This is a genomic window from Moellerella wisconsensis (assembly GCF_022592395.1).
GTDB classification, from domain to species: Bacteria; Pseudomonadota; Gammaproteobacteria; order Enterobacterales; family Enterobacteriaceae; genus Moellerella; species Moellerella wisconsensis.
The window spans coordinates 1,682,053-1,704,763 of the sequence record NZ_CP093242.1; the positions used below are offsets into that span (position 1 = coordinate 1,682,053).

Annotated in this window: 13 protein-coding genes and 1 tRNA gene; 7 read left to right on the forward strand and 7 right to left on the reverse strand. The window is 36.7% G+C overall.

Annotation, left to right across the window (positions count from 1 at the left end):
• Nucleotides 1-262 precede the first annotated feature (262 nt).
• Together MNY66_RS07555 and MNY66_RS07560 are read right to left on the reverse strand one after the other, a co-directional pair.
• On the reverse strand, nucleotides 263-1,549 hold the full coding sequence (locus MNY66_RS07555; protein ID WP_241501814.1) for an Ig-like domain-containing protein: 1,287 nt from the start codon (nucleotides 1,547-1,549) through the stop codon (nucleotides 263-265).
• 1,250 nt (nucleotides 1,550-2,799) lie between these two features.
• Nucleotides 2,800-3,507: a fimbrial protein gene (locus MNY66_RS07560; protein ID WP_197076017.1), complete on the reverse strand. Its 708-nt coding sequence runs from the start codon at nucleotides 3,505-3,507 to the stop codon at nucleotides 2,800-2,802.
• 390 nt (nucleotides 3,508-3,897) lie between these two features.
• On the opposite strand from MNY66_RS07560, the gene ecpA reads away from it, so the two are divergent.
• From ecpA to MNY66_RS07580, 4 genes are all read left to right on the forward strand, one after another.
• Nucleotides 3,898-4,509, forward strand: a complete 612-nt coding sequence (ecpA, locus tag MNY66_RS07565) for a common pilus major fimbrillin subunit EcpA (protein ID WP_241501815.1) — start codon at nucleotides 3,898-3,900, stop codon at nucleotides 4,507-4,509.
• A 78-nt stretch (nucleotides 4,510-4,587) separates the two neighbouring features.
• Nucleotides 4,588-5,268, forward strand: coding sequence for an EcpB family pilus assembly chaperone (locus MNY66_RS07570; RefSeq protein ID WP_474198451.1), 681 nt, complete (start codon nucleotides 4,588-4,590; stop codon nucleotides 5,266-5,268).
• Between the two features lie 30 nt (nucleotides 5,269-5,298).
• A complete protein-coding gene (locus tag MNY66_RS07575) occupies nucleotides 5,299-7,803 on the forward strand; it encodes a TcfC E-set like domain-containing protein (protein WP_241501816.1) in 2,505 nt (834 codons plus the stop codon).
• 11 nt (nucleotides 7,804-7,814) lie between these two features.
• The gene (locus tag MNY66_RS07580) at nucleotides 7,815-9,434 is read left to right on the forward strand and encodes a fimbrial protein (RefSeq protein WP_241501817.1); all 1,620 of its coding nucleotides are present in this window, start codon (nucleotides 7,815-7,817) and stop codon (nucleotides 9,432-9,434) included.
• 331 nt (nucleotides 9,435-9,765) lie between these two features.
• Here MNY66_RS07580 and glgA read toward each other — a convergent pair whose 3' ends face one another.
• Together glgA and glgB are read right to left on the reverse strand one after the other, a co-directional pair.
• Nucleotides 9,766-11,208 (reverse strand): glycogen synthase GlgA, encoded by a 1,443-nt coding sequence (gene glgA, locus MNY66_RS07585; protein WP_047256476.1) that lies wholly within the window; start codon nucleotides 11,206-11,208, stop codon nucleotides 9,766-9,768.
• Nucleotides 11,209-11,210: 2 nt separating this feature from the next.
• Nucleotides 11,211-13,427 carry a 1,4-alpha-glucan branching protein GlgB gene (gene glgB, locus MNY66_RS07590; RefSeq protein ID WP_241501818.1) on the reverse strand — a complete coding sequence of 739 codons (2,217 nt, stop codon included), beginning with the start codon at nucleotides 13,425-13,427 and terminating at the stop codon, nucleotides 11,211-11,213.
• Nucleotides 13,428-13,924: 497 nt separating this feature from the next.
• Between glgB and MNY66_RS07595 the strand changes: the two genes are divergently transcribed.
• On the forward strand, nucleotides 13,925-14,665 hold the full coding sequence (locus MNY66_RS07595) for an ROK family protein (RefSeq protein ID WP_241501819.1): 741 nt from the start codon (nucleotides 13,925-13,927) through the stop codon (nucleotides 14,663-14,665).
• A 203-nt stretch (nucleotides 14,666-14,868) separates the two neighbouring features.
• On the forward strand, nucleotides 14,869-17,178 hold the full coding sequence (locus MNY66_RS07600; protein WP_241501820.1) for a glycoside hydrolase family 15 protein: 2,310 nt from the start codon (nucleotides 14,869-14,871) through the stop codon (nucleotides 17,176-17,178).
• 278 nt (nucleotides 17,179-17,456) lie between these two features.
• Here MNY66_RS07600 and dauA read toward each other — a convergent pair whose 3' ends face one another.
• The 3 genes from dauA to adhP form a co-directional block, all read right to left on the reverse strand.
• On the reverse strand, nucleotides 17,457-19,145 hold the full coding sequence (gene dauA, locus MNY66_RS07605; RefSeq protein WP_241501821.1) for a C4-dicarboxylic acid transporter DauA: 1,689 nt from the start codon (nucleotides 19,143-19,145) through the stop codon (nucleotides 17,457-17,459).
• A gap of 271 nt (nucleotides 19,146-19,416) precedes the next feature.
• Nucleotides 19,417-19,506 (reverse strand) — tRNA-Ser (locus MNY66_RS07610).
• 643 nt (nucleotides 19,507-20,149) lie between these two features.
• Entirely contained in the window at nucleotides 20,150-21,169 is a 1,020-nt protein-coding gene (gene adhP / locus MNY66_RS07615; protein ID WP_047256480.1) for an alcohol dehydrogenase AdhP, read from the reverse strand.
• Between the two features lie 573 nt (nucleotides 21,170-21,742).
• Between adhP and ghrA the strand changes: the two genes are divergently transcribed.
• Complete coding sequence (ghrA, locus tag MNY66_RS07620; RefSeq protein WP_047256481.1) at nucleotides 21,743-22,684, forward strand: glyoxylate/hydroxypyruvate reductase GhrA; 942 nt, start codon at nucleotides 21,743-21,745, stop codon at nucleotides 22,682-22,684.
• The last annotated feature ends 27 nt before the right edge of the window (nucleotides 22,685-22,711 follow it).

Below are 22,711 nucleotides of genomic sequence, written 5' to 3' on the forward strand. Positions count from 1 at the left end.
GTGATCCTCCATTAAATGATTGTCCCCAAGAATATACTTGACCTAAGCAATTTAGTGCAGTAAATGCGCCTGTATTTGATGAAATTGTTTTTATATTATTTAATGGGATAAGAAGATTTCCACCAAAATCTTGATGTCCCCATGCTATTACATTTTTATCTTTAGTTAAAACTGCAAAAGCACCATCGGTAGAAAAAATTTCTTGTATATTACTTAATTTAGAAATAGTACTTGGTACTTTTCCACCATAATTTTCAGCCCCTCATGCATATACTTTACCACTTTGATGCAGAGCACAAAAAGCAGAGCGTGTTCCAATAACTTGAGTAAATCCATTCATAGCTGAAATTTCATTTGGGAGCAACCCACCAGCTGATGCGATACCCCATGCAATTATTTTTAATTCTTCAGTGATCGCTGAAAATGCTGTTCGAGTGTAGCCAACAGTCAGTACATTATTAATCGGTACATCTAAGGAACCATTACCTTTACTTCCCCAGCCATATAAATTTTTTTCTTTTGTCAAAACTACGGCTGCATAAGGTGAGCATATAACTCCATCGATAGACATTAAGCTGCTGATTGAGATGGGGGGGGTAAGCCAACTAGGATAGTTACTTCCCCAAAAAAATAATTTACCTTTGTTATTTAAAATATAAGCAATTGATTTATTTTCATAGCCTAAGCTTTCTATATTTTTAGGTGCTACTTTTATTTTGTTTCCATTTGGATTGATGAATACATTTATTCTTTTCAGTGGGTGATGATCTGTAAAGTAAGGTGATCTATATATCTTATCATCATTATCATATTGCCAATTAACCGAGGATACAGTCATGGTTTTTTTATTTATTGCAACTAATGAGTGACATGAACCTACATTTCCTCTATTACCTATTATTTCTATATCATTTATTAATGCTGAAACAATAAGATAATTAGTTGTCTCAGAGGTTAATGTTGAATTTAAAATATAGTAAAGATGTAAAATATCATTTAGATATGGTTCTAAAAATTTCGATTTGCTTATTTCGATAATAATATCATTTTCGATATCTGCAGCTTTTAGTATGTAATTAATTGTCCATGGAAATACAGTTTCTGTATAAATATCTAAATTATCATTAATTTTCATGCCTACCCATTTAGGGATACGTATATGAGCAATCTGATCAATATCAGAGAGATTAATGATATTATTTACAGCTTCATCTATTTTAGGGGGAAAGATATTGCTACCTTCAACATCATAAAATGAAGAAGAGCCACTAGCTTTAACTGAGTGATCCTCACTATAAATGGCTGTTATAGTTACAATCTCAGAGATTGTATCAGTCAAGTAAACGGTTGATCTTCCTAGTGCATTGGTCATTACTGATGTTTGATTTGTTCCTATATCTGCAAATAGAGCGTTATCTGAAACTTCAAAAAATACTACTTTGTTATCTAAAAGAGAATTATCGTTTTTCAAAATAATACTTGCACTATTTTTATCGATACCATTCGCATCGGCACCTGAGGTCGTCTTGATAGTTATGCTTATACTCATATTTATGCCTTTGCTTCTGGTCTTAAAAAATTAATTAATTTAATCACTTTTTAAGTGTTGTATAAATTTAAAATATTACAAGAAGAATTTATTAATTTTTAAAAAACACATTAATGCAATTTATTACGTTTAATAATAGTTATTTTTTGAATTCATTTCTGGTTTTTTGTTTTTATTATGTGACCTGTTGGCAACTGTCATTTATTTTAATATCAAATATACATATTATTCCAATGCGTATATAATTAAATTTATATTATTAGAGTGATTAATTAGTTTTTGGTTTTAATTATTATGATTGAATAAATTAAGTGGTAATAATATTATCTATTTAATAGAATCTACTTATCATTAACTGAGATATTCTAACTTAGCGTTTTCTAACTATTTATGCCGTAGCGAACGTTGCATTCTAACCATATATCAAGACAAGATAAGTTCAAGAATAGGGAGTTTAAACAGCAAACAATGTAGGTAGTGGGTAGCTGTATTATTGTTTTACTGGAACTCACATGTAAAACAGGATGATGCAGGGGAAATGATTCGAATAATTGACGCAAGAAAGGCTACGAAAAATGAGAGGTTAGTGTATGCGCAAAACTAAGATTAAGTTAGGGGGTTCTATCCTTCACTGATGCATAAAAATCAAGATTAAAATAATTTATAGATATTGATGATTTAGGGATCACTACTTCCAACATCCCGTAATTACTAGCTGATGTATAATCAAAAGGTCAAAGAGATTAAGTTTATAAACCAGTGAAAACAGCCAATCCAGTTAGAACTGATAGTGATATAATTCATTGATTCAAAAGTCAGGCTATCAAACGATAATGAATGCTATTATCAGAGATGTAATATTAAGAGATAAAAAAGAGAATTCATAACGAAAAGAGGCATCTAGTGGAAAAGGTTCCGCGATACTAAAGATAGCAATAAAGATATCTAGTGGGATGGCTCAGTGATTTAGACTGTCATCTGTTCTATTCAAGTTATAATCTTATTGCCAAAATCATACTATTTTTCTGTTTTTATTTAATGACTTCAATAAGTATTTAAATGCTTATGGCAGAATGAATGATATAAAATTTTTTGATATAAAACCTAATATGTGGGATTTACTCTAAGCTGAGAATCGCATTAAACTCAATGCCCAATTTGCGATTATTTTAAGTTAATACTAATAATCGCAATTAGTTGGGCAATGATAGATTAATAAAAACAGATATAGATGTTAAAAAAAATCAGTTTTATTCTTTGCATGGGGAATCTAGTAAAATAAATTTGTCCATAAATACAATGAGTTTATTTCCTTTTTTTTTCATTGTTACATCTTCATATTTTTGTGATGGTAACAAATAAAAAACATCTGGGTCTTTATCTGTACATGAGTTATGAATGATAACTCTAAAATAGGTATTTCCTATATTTTCAATTAATCCTTTTTCTAGATTAAATTTATAGTTGAAATTAACATCCTTTGGTCTTACGACAAAGTAAGTATCTAATGATATTGTTGGTGTGAAATAAAAGCTTTTATTTTGCTTTTTATCTTCAAACGCTCCTAGTGATGTTTCAGTAATAACCATTCTATAATATCTTTCCTGATTATCGTCCTCGCCTCTATAAAGAATTTTAAAGTACTCTCTTTCTCCGGGTAATAATATTTTTTTTAGTGGGGTATAAATTACTTCTCCATTCTCAATGTTAAATGATTTTTCTTTTTTACCAGGATAATCAATGCGATACATGTTAAAGTTATACATGTTCATGTTTTTTGTATTATTAAAAAAAGATTTTGAATGGAACTTTTTATTTGTTGATAAATCAGTGACATCGCTATCAATATAAATGGCTTGTGCGGGCATACTAAAAGTAAATATAAGGGTGTGAAAAAATACAATAAGTTTCGCTAAGTTAATAATGTTTAAAAAATGCATGAATTTAACAATTCTCATAAATTTAACCTTTTAATCTTTTAATTAACATATTGGGAATATTCTTAATAGTATATAAAAATAAAATATATTGAAATGAACATTTGTTTTTTTATATATTTTATTTATACTCATAGCACTTTAAAGATATTTATATATTAAAGATTGCAATTAATATACTGTATATATACTTATTCTGGCATTAGAAGACATCCAGTATATATACTTATTCTAGCATTAGAAGATATTCCGTATGTATACTTATTCTGACATTAGAAGATATTCTGTATATATACTTATTCTGGTGTTAGAAGATATTCTGTATATATACTTATTCTGGAATTGTAAGGAACTCAGTATATATACCTAACATGGTAATAGGTGAGCTAAATAATTAGCTAAGGATTATATATGAAAAATACAAAATTAATACTTGCGGTTGCCACTTTGTTTGGTGCTGTATCAGTTGTTTCAATCGCACATGCTGATGTCGAAACACGTGCCGAAACACGTAAAGCTTCGTCAACAGCAATTTGGCAAGCAACTGCAATTAAAGATACTAAAAGTATGTTAGTTGTTACACCATTAAAAAGTTTAACTTTTAATTATGCTGCAGGCCAAAAAAGCTTTAATCAGCAAAATGGTGCATTTGATGTTGCTATTCAAGGTCAAGAGGGTGCAACCGATTTTCAATTAACAGCTAAAGTTATTACCGATAAATTAACCCGCACAACTGATAACTCTGAATTAACCGTGGGAGTTAAATGGAATGGCACTAGCTTATTAACAGCAGAAGAAACTACTCTGATTGATTTTAATAAAGGTACTACTGCTGGTTTAGATAATCTAGGACAAGAAACTGCGTTTGGATCAAAAGATCGTGTAACGGATCGCGGTGCATTTAACTTTGTGATTGCTAGCGCAAAATTAGATGATGCAGTTACAAGCTTTGAAGAGTTAAGTGATGGTACATGGGATGGTGATGTTAGCGTTCAATTTACTGCAGTATGGACTTTACCTTGAGAATAATTAATATCAGTTTATAAATAATTAAAATGAAGATGATTAAATCATCTTCATTTTAACATCATGGATTATCGTATGATTAATAAAATAATATTTATTTTAAGTGTTTCGATTTTACCGTTAGGTACTTCGATTGCGATAGATGTAGGTGATATTACTGAAACAATTAATTCAGATAAAGAAATGCTTTCAAAAGAAATTAAAAATACAGTATCAACAGCTCGATTAGTTAATTTAAATGTACAAAAAATAAGTTCACCTATGGAGGAAGGATCATCTCTTACTATGAGTAGTGATGAGATATTATCTACCCCCGCTAATCTTATATTGCCAGGTGAGGCCTCGGATATATTTAAAATTATTTATAATGGCCCTGCTGATGATACTGAACGTTATTATCGTTTAAATTGGCAAGATGATCCTGTTAGTAGTAATGGTTCAACAACAAGTAATAAATCGGCAGTTGCAACAACATCAGCAACAATCAGTACAATTTTAGTTGTTGCGCCTAGATTGGAAAATTTTAATTATCAATATAATAATGGTGTCGTTAAAAACACGGGAAATAGCTCATTTAGAGTTGTTGCTTCAGGACCTTGTTTAACATCACAAAGTAAACATTCTCAAAATGGGGTTTGTCGTGAGCGTTATTATTTAATGCCCAATTTAAAAGTTAAAATGCAGCGAGTTAATACAACAAATAAAAAAACAACTATAGGTATTTGGCATAAGGAAGAGTTTATTATTGCTAAATAATCGATTCTGATGGCTGAGTAGGTAATCATCATGTATAAAAAACTCGGGTATTATATTTTTTTAGGCTTTTTTAGTATTACATCTAATGCTATTTCTTCCCCTGTAAGTAGTATAAAAATAGGCAATAATATAATACCCGCAGCATTTGTTTCAGCCTTAGAACAAGGGATGTCAGTCCCTGTTTTTTTACAATATGAAGGAAGTCGAAGCCAAACAAAAATAGCCACAGCAAATATTTCACTTAGTGATGGGAAGTTAAAGCTACTTTCATTAGATTATTTGGATAATAGTCAAGAAGCTAATTTATCTAAAGATGTTCTTGAATCGATTGAACATAGTCAGGATAACTTTTTTGATACTAAAATGGAAATACCAATAAGTGACAATGCCATACTACATCTTGATATCCTATCATTTAATCTTAATTTGAATGTTACTAAATCAGCATTTGAAGCAAAATCTAAAGTGAAAAATGATAAATTAGGTCCTTCGAGTGTAGAAAATATCTCAACAGTGATTAATTATGATTTTGGTGCCTATCAAAACTATGATAAAAAAAGTAAAAATACAAATAATAGCTATCTAAATATTGACCTATTAGCAGCTTTTGCTGAAAACCATTTTAATATTAATGCATCAGCTTATGGTATTGGTAATTCAAATAATAAATTTGAATTATATCGAGCCATGTATGAGCGAGATCATCAAGGGTTTCGTTTCGCCATGGGTTTATTAAGTACATGGAACCTTCAGTCAATAGCTAGTCTTACTGCTTTATCTAGCAGTAAGATTTATGGTATTACTTTCGGTAATAAATCATCTAGTTTAATTAATAAATCGAGTTCATCACTAATCCCTATTTATATATTTTTACCTAGCCCAGGTGAGGTGAGAATATATAGAGGAGAAAAGCTATTGAATATACAGAATTTTCCTATGGGGAGTTTTGAGCTAGATACAAGTATATTACCGTATGGTATTTATGATGTCACAGTAGAGACAGTCGTCGATGGTAATGTAGTATCAACCAAAGAACAAACAATTAATAAATCCTTTGGTGGTATTAGTGCTAATTTAAATCGATTAGAATGGGAGGCTTATGGGGGATATGTTGATTATGTAAATCCCCATACTATTATCAATAATAGGGAAAAAAATAAAAAAAGTTATAATAATGTTACAGATAAAACCTATTTAATCGGGTTTTCGGGGGCGACGACATTAGATTTATTATCAGGATTTAATTTTAAAGTATCTAATTATGCATTTGATAAAAATATTGTTATTGAAACAGGTGCTAATTTATCAATAAATAAATATTTATCTTTAGTTTGGCAAGGGTTACTGTCAAATGGTGGTACTAATCGTAATATTATTACTGCATCAGCCCAAATACCTTATAGTATCGGTTCAGTATGGGCATCTAAAGAAAAAACAATCGTTAAATCTGATTTACCTATTTACGCTTCGGATAATTACTCATATGGGGCCTCTATTAGTTTAAATAGTTTTATTGATAATGCAGGTTCGTTTACTATTAGTCAAAGTTATGACCGTAGAACTAAAAGTAAATCACTAAACTATGAATATGGCAATAACCTTTATAATGGTCGATATGGAAATATCGGGCTACGATTAGGGGTGCAAAAATATCATTATGATGATCAAGAAAACACCAATGAAAAATTTATTGCGTTAGATTTTTCATTGCCATTATCAACCTGGTTAAGTACAGGTGTTTCATCATCAAATGGAAATATTAAAGGGAATGTTTTTGTCAATAAGATGATAGATGATTCATTTATAACCTCCGCAGGGGGGTCAATGTCTAAACTGCTTAGAGATAAAAATAATGGTGAATCTAATATTTCTACGCTGGGTTATGCGTCTTATGAAACTAAATATAATTCGGGTACTTTGACTGTAAACCGACCTGATAATAGACGTATGAGTGGAAATTATACGTCAAGAGGAGCATTTGCTTATAGCGACAGTCTATTTGGTGTGAGCGGTAAATCAGGTAGAGCAGGGGTTATTATTAATCCGAATATTAAGGGTAATGGTGCGATGACAGCTCAGATTAATGGAAAAAACCATCAACTCACAGGAAATAATACATTTATTCCTCTCTCACCTTATGCTGATTATAAAATAGAATTAATGAATAGTGGTGAGTCAATGGATAGCTTTGATATTATCGCAGGTAGGAATAAATCGGTTATTTTATACCCTGGAAATATTGCTGTCTATACGCCAAATGTCCGGCAGTTAGTTACTGTGTTTGGGCGTATTAAATCATCTGATGGTACATTACTTAGCGATGCATCAATACATAACCATATAGGGAAGACAAAAACAGATAAAAATGGTGAATTTTCAATGGATGTTGATATGCGTTTTCCAATTATATCTGTTATCAATACGAGCAATCAAAATTCAATCTGTGAAGCTGACTTAGATCTATCAGGTGCTAAAGGTGCTTTATGGTTAGGTGATATTATTTGCGAACCACAATCTTCTTTTGCACAAAGATAAGGACTTAATCAATGATCAAAAAATCATTTTTATATTTATTTTTGCCTATGAGCATAAATATTTTATGGATACCTAACAATTTTGCAGCGACTGTTTCAAATTCATTTATTTTTATTGAAAATAATGTTGATGATGAGTATTTCATAACTTCTCAAAAATTAAATCCTAGGTTTTCTGGCTCCAATAAATATACTCGTTATGCTTCTAAGCAAAGAAGTTTAGGTTACATGGGGACGACTCCTAATAGTAGTATCAAAAAAGATTATAATGTTGATATTTGGCTAGAAAATTCTCCTATTGATAATCCTTTTTTAGGTAACCGGTGTTTGAATGATGAGGATGAATGCCCTTCGGATGGGATCTGGCCAGCTAAGTATATCGAAAAGTCTGGTGCTTATATGATTAATCAAAATAGTACTAAAGGACAAAGTACGAATACACGACCTATTTTTAGCGATAATAGCTTTAATTTTTTTAAGGATATGGGGCCAGATAAAACAATAACGTTAAGTTTAAGATCCTGTCAGACCGAATTTGATTATAATCCTTCTCAAGGAGAATCTTGCGAAAGTATTGGTGGGAAAATGTTATCTTCTAATGATTTTGTAATGACAAAAATCGGGCATCTACAATTATTATCTACCAATGCTTTACAAGAAATTTTTATTGATAGTAATGGAATGCCAAATATTGGATTAGGGTCAGAATTTTGCCAAACGGCAACGGTAAATGGTCGTGACGGGATTGTTTGTAATTTAGTGCAGTATAAATATACTTCCTCATCAGATATTAGTAAATTACGTGTAGGATTAAAATTAAATCCGACCTATATTACGTATGATCCAAATGTAAATGATGTCATGTTTCAAGGCAATGTTAATTCAAACTGGTATACTTATACCCGTAAAGATAATCCAACAACAAAATATACTGATGTCTTTGATAATACCAATAATGGCCAATTGTCGGTGTTTTTATCGCAATCTTTTTTAAAACAGTTAATAGATAGAAATGTTGATTTAACTAATAGTCAAGATTTTTTCACTTTTTCTTTTTATAATTCAAGTCTTACACAATCAGGTTATTATGAATTTACACCATCCAATAAACTCATTATAAAACCACGCAACTATGGTATTAGTATTATATCCGCTGATTTCAATAATAGTCCTAAAAAAATAGGTAAAGTCGGTAGTAAAAATCCAATTACATTTAATTATATAGTAACTACAACGGGATTTAGACAAGCTAATAGTATTACAGCACAAGTTATCGGCGATAATAAAATAATTAATAATCAATCATATTGTGTTTTTTCATCTTCAGATAATTCAATTAAAGTTCCATTTTCAGCTTATCTATCTTTTAAAGGTAAATATAGAGGACAAGTAATTTCTAAGAGGGCAAGTTGTGATTCTAAGGAAATATCATTAAATGATGCCTTATGGGAGGAAACACCTTGGGATATTCCTGCTCAAGACCAAGGTTCATATTATAGAACTAATTTAGATTTATCATTTCCGATGAATGAAGGTCATTCGTATTGGTCTATTGATGGTGATGATTGGATAGGAAGCGTAACAGGAAGTGGGAGTGTCAAAGTGACAGCCACATGGAATGGCGTACCATGATTAATTGATAACAGTAAGTTCTGTGGGCAACTAATTCGGGTTATCGATTTAGGGCGTTATTTTTATTCGCGGGGGTGTTTTTTTCCGCGGATAATCTGCTGGTATAACTCTGTGACAGAAGCTTGCTGTTGTCACTGATGATACAGTGAACAGAAGATAAATATTTCATTTAAACTTAATAAGTTACCAGTGTTTAAATACGTTGCTCTGTTGCAAAATATTATGAGCATTAATTTCTTATAACATTGTATTGTTTTTCACTATAAATATCATTAATGCAGTTACTGAGCCTGATTATTTATAGTAATTAAGTTTTGCAACAGAGCTCGATTTATTGAGCGCTTAATAGCCGGTTATATAGCTCTAAATACATTTCAATGGATTGATACCAACCAATATTTTTTGCCATTGCATTTTTTTGTACTTGCTGCCATTGAGCCGGGGAGTCCCATAATATCAAGGCTCTATCAATAGCGGCTTTTAAATCTATAGGGTCACTTTCGTAAAACACAAAACCGGTGGATGTTCCTTGTTTAATCGCTTCTAATGAGCAATCTTTAACCGTATCGGCAAGTCCGCCGGTATGGCGTACGAGAGGCAAAGTTCCATAGCGTAATGCGTAAAGTTGAGTTAATCCGCAGGGTTCAAAGCGGCTAGGGACCATTAATACATCGGCGCCGGCAATGATTTGATGGGATAATGGCTCATCAAAACCGATAAGTGCGCGGATTTGATCTGGGTATTGTGATTGAGCATGACGGCAAGCATTTTCAATATCTTTATCACCATGACCCAGAAGAATAAATTGGCTACCAGAATCAAGTAAGTTGGGTAAAACATCAAAAATCAAATCTAAGCCTTTTTGGTGGGTCATGCGGCTTACCACGGCGAATAATGGGCGCTCAGTTTGTTGATTTAAATTGAATGATTTCTGTAACGCGAGTTTATTTTTAACTTTCTTTTTTAAACTGCATTGGTTGTATTTTTGGACAATTAATTCATCACTAGCCGGTGCCCATACCTCGGTATCAATTCCATTTAAAATACCGCTAAGGCGTTGTTCTTTATTAAGTTGATTTAATAGTCCCTCTAAGCCATAAGCATATTCAGGATGTAAAATTTCTTTGGCGTAGGTTGGGCTAACGGCATTGGTGTGATTAGCATAAAATAAACCGGCTTTCATAAAAGACAGTTGACCATAAAACTCCATTCCCTCGACATTATAAAATTCAGGCGGTAACCACAGCTCATTCATATGATGAGGCGCAAATAGCCCTTGATAAGCGATATTGTGTATGGTGAATATACAGCGAGCAGGGTAATTATAAGCGGCTAAATAAGCACAAGCTAATGCCGCATGCCAATCGTGAGCGTGAACAACGTTGGCTTTCCAGAGTGAGTCACCGCCTCTGGCGAGCTCTGCGGCAACAAAACCCAACAAGCCAAAACGGAGATAGTTATCTTGATAGGCATTATGATGCTCATCATGATATGGACTACCTTCACGTTGATAAAGATGTGGGGCATCAATAATATACAGTGGGGAATCTTGGTATTGACTGTAATAAAGTGTGATTTCACCAGCGAAAGTATTTAGTGTGGTGACTTTTTGCTTATTAGTAACTTGATTCATAACCGCAGGATATCCGGGCAATAATGCCCGCGCATCAACACCATGCTGCCTCTGTGCAGGGAGCAATGCGGCGACAACATCTGCTAAACCACCGGTTTTGATTAAAGGAAAAAACTCTGCACAAACATGTAATACATTCATTTTTACGCCTCACTCCTTTGTGGTTGGCTATGCATTTTTAACGGTAATTTAAGGTTAAGGTACAGTGTTGATAATGGTGGGAGAGTTAACTCAATTGAGTTATTACAACCGTGAGATTTGATGGGCTGGCTGAAAATAGTTTTGTCGTTGTGAATATCACTACCGCCATAAATAAGCGCATTACTATTCAAAATAATTTGATATTCGCCGGCAACTTTGACACCAATACGATATTGAGTGCGAGTCACTGGGGTGAAATGGCTGACAACTAATAATGGATCACCATTAGCAGCGTAACGGATAAAAGCAAATACTGAATTTTCGTTATCATCAACGATAAGCCATTCAAAGCTCTGAGGATTATGGTCGTTATCATACAGTGCTGGCGTATCGCGATACGTAAAATTGAGGTCTTTAACCAAGCGTTGTACACCCACATGTGGACTGGTTGGCTGCTCCACTAATGTCCAGTCTAATGCCCCGTCATGATCCCATTCTCGCCATTGAGCGATTTCACCGCCCATAAAGAGCAGTTTTTTACCGGGATGCGCCCACATAAAGCCATAATAGGCGCGTAAAGTGGCAAACTTTTGCTCGGGAGAACCGGACATTTTGCGCAGCAACGAGCCTTTGCCATGGACGACCTCATCGTGAGATAAAGGTAATATATAGTTTTCGCTCCATGCATACATTACGCTAAAGGTCAGTTTATTATGATGAAACTTGCGAATAAGAGGGTCAAGTTGCAGGTAATCTAGCGTGTCGTGCATCCACCCCATATTCCATTTGTAGTTAAAACCTAATCCTCCGACAGAGGGCGGAAGAGTGACACCGGTAAAATCAGTCGATTCTTCAGCAGACATTAATATGCTTGATTGCATTTTATGTAATTGCTCGTTGATATCCTGAAGCAGCGAGACCGCTTCAAGATTAATGTTGCCCCCATATTCATTGGCGATCCATTCACCGTCAGGCCGGCTATAGTTGCGATAAATCATAGAAGCAACAGCATCAACTCGTAGCCCATCGAAGCCAAAACGTTCAATCCAATAAACGGCATTATCGGCTAAAAACTGGCGAACCTCTGGGCTGCGATAATCATAAACTAGGGTATTCCAATCACGATGACGACCTTCTTTGGGATCGGCATATTCAAATAATGGAGTCCCATCAAAGTTTGCTAACCCACTGGCGTCAGAGGGAAAATGACCGGGTACCCAATCAAGGATCACATTGATACCTTGTCGATGTGCTTCAGCAATAAAATAGATTAAATCTTGCGGTGAGCCATAACGGCAGGTCGGGGAATAAAGGCCTAATGGTTGATATCCCCAAGAACCATCGAATGGATGTTCATTGATAGGTAATATTTCGAGATGAGTAAATCCCATGTGTTTTACATAAGGAAGCAGTGTTTGTGCTAATTCGCGATAACTCAGCCAGTGATTATTATGGTGTGGGCGTCGCCATGAGCCAAGATGAACCTCATAAATAGAAATCGGTTGATTACGTTGATTTGCTTGGGCTTGTTGCTTTGTTGGTTGATATTTGGGCGGAAGCGGAGAAACAATCGATGTGGTATCAGGGCGCAATTGGTTGCAAAAAGCATAAGGATCAGACTTTAATTGAATCTCACCGTTTGCATCGAGTATTTCATATTTATAGTCTGTTCCTGCGGGAATTGCAGGAAGGAAAATTTCCCAAATGCCACTTTTAGGGTGATAACGCATGGGATGCCGACGGCCATCCCAAAAATTGAATTTACCGACCACCGAAACACGGTGGGCATTAGGCGCCCAAACACAAAAATGTGTACCTACAATATCCTCGAGCTGGCGTAAATGTGCCCCTAAGATTTCAAACGAAAATATATGATTGTGGTTTTGAGTTATTGTATTGCGTAGTAATGTTCCAAAACGGTAGGGGTCTTCAATAATTTGTTGGGAATCCCCCCAGTTAATTTGCAAAATATAAGTAAAGTTAGTATCTAGGCCGCTAGTATAACCGCAAAAAAAACCACGTTGATCTATACAAGATAATTGAAGTACGGGTGTTGCCGTTAATCTATCTAAAATAGTTATTTGTTGAGCATTAGGAAGTAATACACGGAAATAAGTTTTTTCCTTATATTTATGCATACCAAGAAAAGAAAATGGATCATGGTAATTTCCAGAAAATAATTGCTCAATGATCTGTTGTTGCATTGATTGCAGCTCCATTGTTTTTATCCTATCTCCTGGATTTAATGCTTTTAGATATAGCATGTATTTTCAGTTGGTTAGCTTAGTATAATGCTTTGATCTTTTTTGTGTTTTTTTATCGCATATGATGATTTATTTTTCCATTTAAAATAATCATAGATGATAATAAATATAAATAAAATAAAATATTGTAACTTATTTATTATTAAGTGATTTCAATTTAAAACCGAGTCAATTAATGACTATCAATATAGGTCTGGGGTTAAGTTTTATTTAATTTACGTTATTTTTACTTTTATTAACTCTATTTCTAGTTATACTTTTTGTATTAATGAAAATAGAATTAAAATACATCATCAATTATTGACTGAAATTAATAATAGATTGCTTCATTAATAGAATAGAAAGAAATTTGTTCGTTGAGATCGTTATTCTAGAGTATTTCGATGTGAGCGAGGGAGTTTCTTATAATACGATATTTATCGTCGAAGCTGAAATAGCGGAGAAATATTCCGATGTCTTTAACAAATTCTATGTTTATAACAACTTCTATGTCTCTAATAAATAAAGCATCGAGTGTGATTACCCTATCAAATGTGCCTACTACGCAACGGATCTTAGTTATCGATGTAGGGGGGACGCATATCAAATTGTATGCCGAGCCTAATACTCCGGCGATTGAATTTGTTTCTGGGCATATGATGACGCCGGAAAAATTTATTCAAGAGGTTAATCAATATGTTAACCCAGCTTTATTTGATGGTGTCAGTATTGGTTTTCCATCGCCTATTTCTGGTAATCGTATCTTGAAAGAGCCGGTAAATTTAGGTCAGGGTTGGGTTGATTTTGATTTAGCCGAAGCCTTTGCTTGTCCGATTCGTTTGATAAATGACGCCGCAATGCAAGCCGTTGGCAGTTATCAAGGTGGGAGCATGTTGTTTTTAGGGCTAGGAACAGGATTGGGAAGTTCGTTGATAGTGAATCAGCAATTACAGCCGATGGAAATCGCTCATCTTCCCTACCTTGAGCATGATTATGAATATTATGCCAGTGAGCATTATCGTGAGTCTGTTGGCGATGATGTATGGCGCCAAAGTGTCCTGAAGATCATCGATATTTTTTATCAAGCTCTTATGCCGGATTATGTGGTGATCGGTGGCGGCAATGTGCATCATTTTACTGAACTCCCTGAGCATGTTCGGCGTGGCGATAACGACAAAGCGTTTCTGGGTGGGCTTAGAATTTGGGGGCAATAACCCATTGATGGTAGAACGTGCGTATCTTCTTGATTTTTTTACAATATTTATAGAGATCAATGAGGAGTTAATTCTAGGTAAATAGCTGGGTAACCAGGCCTACCTGATTGGTATAAAGTGGGAACACAAGTATCTGATACATAATCAATAATTATGCGTTAGAGTAGCCAATGGTGTTCTCTCTTCGAATTGGAGAATAGCAAATGAATGAACAACAAGCCCCCGGTGGGCCAGGAAGTACAGCAACGTGGACCAGTAGCGCTAAAGATATGGTCGGGACGGCAATAGGGCAAGGCCGCGTGTGGTTTACTCTGGGTTATGGCATCTTAAATGAAGTTTATTGGCCCTCGTGCAGTACCCCGCAGATCCGTGATTTAGGTTTCATTATTGCAGGAGATGATTTTTGGTCAGAAGTCAAACGCGTCCATCAATATGAATTAACCACTCCATCATCTTCTCTACCACTGCCAAAAATTGTCCATCAACATGAACGTTACCGCCTTGAGCTCGAAATTATCACTGATCCTGCCCGTGACGTACTGTTAATAAAATACCAACTTGAAGGCGAAGGGTTAAAGCTATACCCATTATTAGCGCCCCATTTAGCGGGAGATGGCGATAATAATTGCGGCTCAATATCAGCACAAGGGTTAGTGGCGCATAAAAAAGACCATCATTTAATATTAGCGGCAAAAAATGGCTTTACTCGAGGGAGTGTTGGCTATGTTGGTTGCTCCGATGGATGGCAAGATTTTCATCAAAATGGTTGTATGCGCTGGGAATATCAGCAAGCCGGCCCCGGCAATATTGCTATGATGGGTGAGCTTAACTGTAATTCTGGAGTATTAGCGTTAGCTTTTTCAGACAGCGCACAAGGCGCGGCCACCTTAGCCCATAGCTCGTTGGCGGCAGGTTATCAAGAAGCACGGAGACAATATGCTTATTTATGGGCAGCATGGCATGAAACTGTCAATTTTCCGGGATTGGATAAATTGCCCAAAAAATTATCTGATGCGGTTCGTACTTCGATTGCCGTTATAAAAACCCATGAGGGACGTAATTTCCCGGGAGCGTTAGTGGCCAGCCTAAGTACTCCGTGGGGCGATACTCATAAAGACCCGGGGGGATATCATCTGGTATGGCCTCGTGATTCTGTTGAAGTTGGTTTTGCGATGTTGGCGTGTGGTTTAATCGCTGAAGTCCGTGCTTTAATGGCTTATTTAATTGCTATTCAGCAGCCAGATGGTCATTGGATGCAGAATAATTTTACTGATGGCCAACCTTATTGGCAGGGAATTCAATTAGATGAAGTAGCTTTGCCGGTACTATTTGCGGCAAAACTTCATGAACAAGGATTACTTGGCGAAATGCAAGGAGCCGCGATAAAAATGACGCGTAAGGCGCTGTCATTTATTGCTCAATATGGTCCTGCTAGTCCACAAGATCGCTGGGAAGAAAATTCAGGCATTAATCCATTTACCTTGTCTGTTTCAATTGCGGCATTAGTGGCAGGGGCACAAGCGGGCTTTCTTGAAGAAGGCGATAAACAATACGCTCTTGATTTAGCCGATGATTGGAATGAGCGTTTAGAATCCTGGGTGTATGTAGCCAATACCCAACTTGATCGGGAGTTAGCTATTTCTGGTCACTATATCCGCTTAAATCCTAATTGCCATTCTGCGCGTTTTGGTGAGGTGATGTTGCGTAATCGCAATAATGAAACCATTAACACCCGAGCACTAATAGGGATGGAATATCTGTATTTAGTGCGCTTAGGGTTACGTAAAGCATCAGATAAGCGTATTCAAGATACCACTAAGCTGGTGGATAAATTACTGTGCGTTCAATTGCCTGCGGGTCCTTATTATTATCGTTATAATCAAGACGGTTATGGTGAGCATGACGATGGACGGGCATTCGATGGTAGCGGTGTGGGGCGATTATGGCCATTACTCAGTGGTGAACGCGGTTATTATGCCGCAGCTTGCAAAGAAGATATTCAGCCGTATTTGAACGCTATTTTAGCCTCTGCCAGTACGGGGGGAATGTTGCCTGAGCAAATTTGGGATAAGCCAAGCATCCCAGAGCGGGGATTAATTACTGGCAGACCTAGTGGCAGTGCCATGCCATTGATTTGGGCGCATGCAGAACTGATTAAACTTATTTATGTGCAAAAAACCGGCGTGGCTATCGAGCAGTTAACATCGGTCAGTGGGCGTTATCGCGATCAGCCACCGGTTGCCCGCGCGCGTCATTGGCGTGATAATTTATCTTGTGGCGCAGTACCTGTGAGTCATGAGCTTTGGATTGAGTCTCAAGAGCCTTTTGTTTTGCATTATGGCTATGATAATTGGCAGGATATTAAAGAACAAACCAGTCAACCTCTCGGTTTAGGGCTGTATGGTGTTATGGTGAATGTTAGTGCATTAGGTGGAAAAACGCTGCAATTTACCCGTAGGTTTGATGGGCGGGGCTGGGAAGGTCGTGATTGGCAGGTTGATATAACAGCTTGATCCAAGCGAGACTTACCCAAGCTGAGAATAGCCTTTACATAATTTAAATTACAGCCTGTATGGTTATACAATATTGTTTTCAATACGATAGCGTTGCAGCACAATATAGCTATATTACCATTAACTTAATGCCCGAGTGGCGATGATATGCTTGTAACCTCACGCTTATCATTGCAATGACTTGGGCATTAATATTTTGGTTATTTCTCTAGTTAAACCGAGTATTACTGTCGTTATAGCGGCTAGCAGCGCATTAATAGAGCTGCTAGCCAAAGGGATTATTTTAATGCCAAGGTATTTAAGGCACTATCGACAGAGTTATGGAAACTGAGCACGTTCTCAATGGGGGTAACTCGAGCGCGAGCTAAGGTTTTTAATGGTTGGAATGGGATTTCACAGACTGCGATATGAGTATCTTTTTTCACTTCATCGATAAATTTCTGAAAAGCTTCTAATCCACCTGCATCCAGTACTGGAACGGCATCCCACTGCATGATAATGGTATCGCAACCGGCGCTTTTAAGCCTTAACTCCTCAAAAATACGCTCAGCGGCAGCAAAAAATAATGGGCCGTTAATCCGTACTACCAACAGTTTCTTCTCAGGGTTAGTTTCGGCGAGTTCGCTGATGCGTGTCATGTTAGCGATACGACGCATAAATAGTAAAGAGGCCAGCACGATGCCGACAGTAATCGCAATCACCATATCGAACAACACGGTTAATGATAAGCAAATCAATAAAACAATAATGTCGTCTTTGGGGGCACGACGCAGTAAATCGATCACTTTGGGCGCGGCGCTCATATTCCATGCGACTATTAGCAACAGTGCGGACATTGCGGCTAAGGGTAAATAAGACAGCAGCGGAGCCAAAATTAATAGAGTTAGCAGTACCAAGATAGAATGCACGATGGCGGAGACTGGTGAGGTCGCGCCCGCACGAACATTAGCCGCAGAGCGGGCGATTGCCGCCGTTGCAGTGATCCCTCCAAAAAATGGCGCCACAATATTGCCCAAACCTTGGCCGACTAACTCACTGTTTGAATGATGTTTTGTACCTGTCATGTTGTCCAGCACCACGGCACATAATAGTGATTCTATCGCGCCCAATACCGCCATAGAAAAAGCTGCGGGCATTAATGCGGTGATGGTTGCCCAAGAGAGTGGGGCATTTCCCGGCAATTCCCACGGTAAGACAAACTGCGGTAGGATAGGCGGAATACCTTGGCCTTGTGTCCCATCACTGAGAAAATAACTGTACTGAGAGCCAATGGTGGCAACAGGATGGTCAAAATAGGCCAAAATTGCCATAACTAGCGTTCCGCCAACTAATGCGGGTAAGTGACCGGGTAACTTTAACCGCAGTTTGGGCCAGTAGATTAAAATTAATAAGGTGGTTAAACCGATCAGAGTGTCGCTAAAGTGCAGTGTTGGCATTGATTGAGCCAAAGCGATAACTTTATCGACATAGTTTTCCGGAACATGTGCCATCTCTAAACCAAAGAAATCTTTGATTTGCATGGTGGCAATAGTGATAGCGATCCCGGAGGTAAATCCTAGTGTGACCGAGACCGGAATATATTCAATAAATTTACCAAAACGGGCAAAGCCCATTGCTAGCAAAATAATACCGGACATCAATGTGGCGATAAGTAAGCCACTCAGCCCAAATTGTTGCGATACCGGATATAAAATCACCACAAACGCAGCGGTCGGCCCTGAAACGCTATAGCGTGAGCCGCCAGAAATCGCAATCACAATCCCAGCAATAGCCGCGGTATAGAGCCCGTATTGTGGTGGAACCCCACTGGCAATTGCCAGCGCCATCGCTAAAGGAATAGCGATGATCCCGACAGTAATCCCCGCAATAAGATCACGAATAAAACGAGCGAAAGAGTATTTTTCTTTCCAACAGGAATCAATTAATGCACTAAATGGACGTAAACTATTAATTTTTTTTGTATTCATTGTACCCCTACCAGAATAACAGGGTGGTTAAGAAAAGAGAGAAACGACAAGGATCATACGCCGTTTAATCGTCGAGAGGCTGTTATTTATCAAAAAAACTGCAGAATGTAGTTATCTAACCCAATATAATCGTTAATAATTATAACATAATAACCGAGGGCAAATTGGGTTATAGATTCAAGGATGTGTAAGTGGAGAATCAACAGTGATAGAGAAAGCAATTTAGCATGTAAAAAAGCCCAGATTTTCATCTGGGCTTTCTCATCGAATATGGCGGTGAGGGAGGGATTCGAACCCTCGATACGTTTTCACGTATACACACTTTCCAGGCGTGCTCCTTAAGCCTCTCGGACACCTCACCAATTTTGGTCACAAATTGTGTTACTTAGTTTGCGCTAATTTACGCCGTAACTCACTCTGCAACGGGGCGCTACTATAGGGAAAAGCACCCTCAGCGTCAACTGAATATTTGATTTTTTTCTGTTTTCTGTGGTTGTTTAAACAAATAAAAAACAATTTGTTGAAGAAAACGGCAATAGTGCCGCGATAAAACTCAAAAATAGTTTGAAGTGCGTTAAAAATGAACGTGACTATAAAAAATAGATTATTGACGCTATAGCTGATTAGCGAAAAATCTGTTCATATTGAGGCAGAATATTGGCATGGACAAATGAAGATATTGGATGAAAGAGTTAGATGGTAAAATATTGTTGGAAAGTATCGATTGAAAGGCGGAGGACGAAAAGTATCATTTCGAGATCCTGTAAATAATTCTGTGTATTTATTATATTAATAGATGGATGGACGTCTACCCAGGTTTATATAATAAAATTAATGAATCGCCTCAATATTGCCGAGGCGATCCTATTTTATCGTACTATTATTATGTTATTTCATATTGTACTATTTTAAAATAATTTATCCCGCACTTACTTAGATTGACTGATTTAGATTAGCCGATTTAAATTAACCTAAGTTTAGCTGTTAAATTATTATTTGCCGGATTAATGATTGTGTTTAAAATCAATAACCATACGGCCGGTAAATTTACCTTGTTCCATTTCTTCAAATATTGTGTTGATATCTTCCAAAGGACGCATTGTAACTTTAGGTACAACTTTACCTTCTGCCGCAAATTGAAAAGCTTCTTTTAAATCTTCACGCGTACCGACTAAAGATCCTACTACTTCAATGCCGTCTAATACTAAACGTGGAATACTAAGATCCATGGTTTCAACAGGCAGGCCTACCGCGACAATTCGTCCTGCCGCGCGAACGCTGTTTACCGCGGAATTAAAGGCAGATTTAGCCACTGCAGTCACTACCGCAGCATGAACACCACCGATTTGTTGTTGAATAATCTCATCTACATTGTCTGTTTTTGGATTTAAAATCAGGTCGGCACCCAACTCTTTAGCCAATTTAAGTTGACTGTCATTGACATCGATAGCGATAACTTTGGCATTAAATACATTTTTAGCGTATTGCAGTGCGAGGTTACCTAATCCACCTAAGCCGTATACTGCTATCCATTGGCCAGGTTTAATTTCTGATTTTTTAATTGCTTTATAGGTTGTTACGCCAGCACAAGTAATGCTACTTGCTGCAGCAGAATCTAATCCATCAGGTACTTTTACTGCGTAATCAGCAGTGACAATACATTCTTCAGCCATCGCACCATCAATGGTATAGCCCGCATTTTTAACTTCACGACAGAAAGTTTCATTACCACTGTTGCAATATTCGCAGTGACCACAGCCCTGGAAAAACCATGCGACGCTAGCTCTATCGCCAACTTTTAAAGAAGTTACACCTTCAGCAACTTCGGTGACTACACCGACGCCTTCATGCCCTAAGATTACACCGGTAACATCACCAAAATCTGCATTTTTTACATGCAGATCAGTATGACAAACACCGCAACATTCCATTTTTAATAAGGCTTCGCCATATTTTAGCGGACGTAATTTTTTATTATTAATAATTTCAACGGTTTTATTTTTTCCAACAACAGCTGCTTTCATAGGTTATTTCCATAAAATGTTTATAATTAATTTTTTCTATCTATATATTAATTTAAATAATATATGAGAAGAGTATAAGTCTATTCTTATTGGGAATAAAGCCATAATGATAATCTAATGATCTCATATAGATGTGCGGTTAATAATTAATCTATAAGTATAAAAAATGATAAATATTATAGTTATTAGATAATAGGAATTTTCTGTTTTTGTGTGTATTCCGTACTGAAATTATATTTTTTGCTAAGTATATCTATTCATTTGTTAGCTAACCCCACTATCTCTTTGCTGTATATTTTCATATAGGAGATTAAATTTATTAGGTTATTTTTATGAGATTCTAATAACGGCGGCTATATCCGTAATAGGGGGAACTAAGGAATGGGTAATAGTGGCTAATATTCTGCCTCTAAACTTTTTACGATGAGAAAAAAGTTAATGAAACTGCAACCTTTTGAGTTAAAAAGCGTTAACGAGTTAACAGTTTAGACCTTAGCCTTAGCTGAGTAATTATATTCGCTTGAAACTTAGTTCTATTCAGAACAATCTATCTGTTAACTTAGGAGGAAGGCCATGAATATTATATTTTATCATCCATTTTTTGATGCAAATATCTGGATCGAGGGCATGAGAGAGCGATTACCTCAGGCTAACATACGTCAATGGTTACCGGGGGATAATGCGCCTGCGGATTACGCCATGGTGTGGCTTCCTCCTTATGATATGTTAGCTTCGCGCAAGGATTTGAAAGGTATTTTTGCCTTAGGGGCTGGCGTGGATGCGATTATTAAACAAGAGCTTGACCATCCTGGTACTTTGCCGGCGGGTGTTCCATTGATGCGGTTAGAAGATACAGGCATGGCAATTCAAATGGAAGAATATGCGCTGGCGAAGGTGTTACATTATTTTCGTCGTATGGACGAATATCGCCAACTACAATCCCAACGAGTCTGGAAACAACTGCCAGCCTATCGCCATGAGGATTTTATCATTGGTATTCTGGGGGCTGGCGCGCTAGGGAGTGCGGTTGCCCGACGACTGGTTGATTTTGGCTTTATTGTTCGTACTTGGAGCCGGACAGAAAAATACTTTAACAAAGTGCAAAATTTTCATGGTAACGATCAGCTGAGTGGATTTTTGTCTGGTAGCAAAGTCATTATTAACCTGTTACCGAGTACCCCCGAAACTGTAGGAATTCTGAATAGTCAGTTATTTAATCAGTTACAATCGGGTGCATTTGTGATTAACCTAGCGCGTGGCGCGCATTTAGTTGAACAAGATCTCCTACAAGCACTAGATAGCGGGCAAGTTGCAGGGGCATCGTTAGATGTGTTTGCGAATGAGCCGCTGTCCCAAATGCATCCTTTCTGGACTCATCCTCGGGTAGCGATTACTCCCCATATTGCGGCTTTTACCCGTCCAGATGAGGCGATGGATACCATTAAAGAGAATATTGAACGGATTGAAAATAATCAGCCGCCGCATGCCGTCGTGGATATGACTCGCGGATATTGATAGTTGGTTGTTTTTCTTTACATTCAG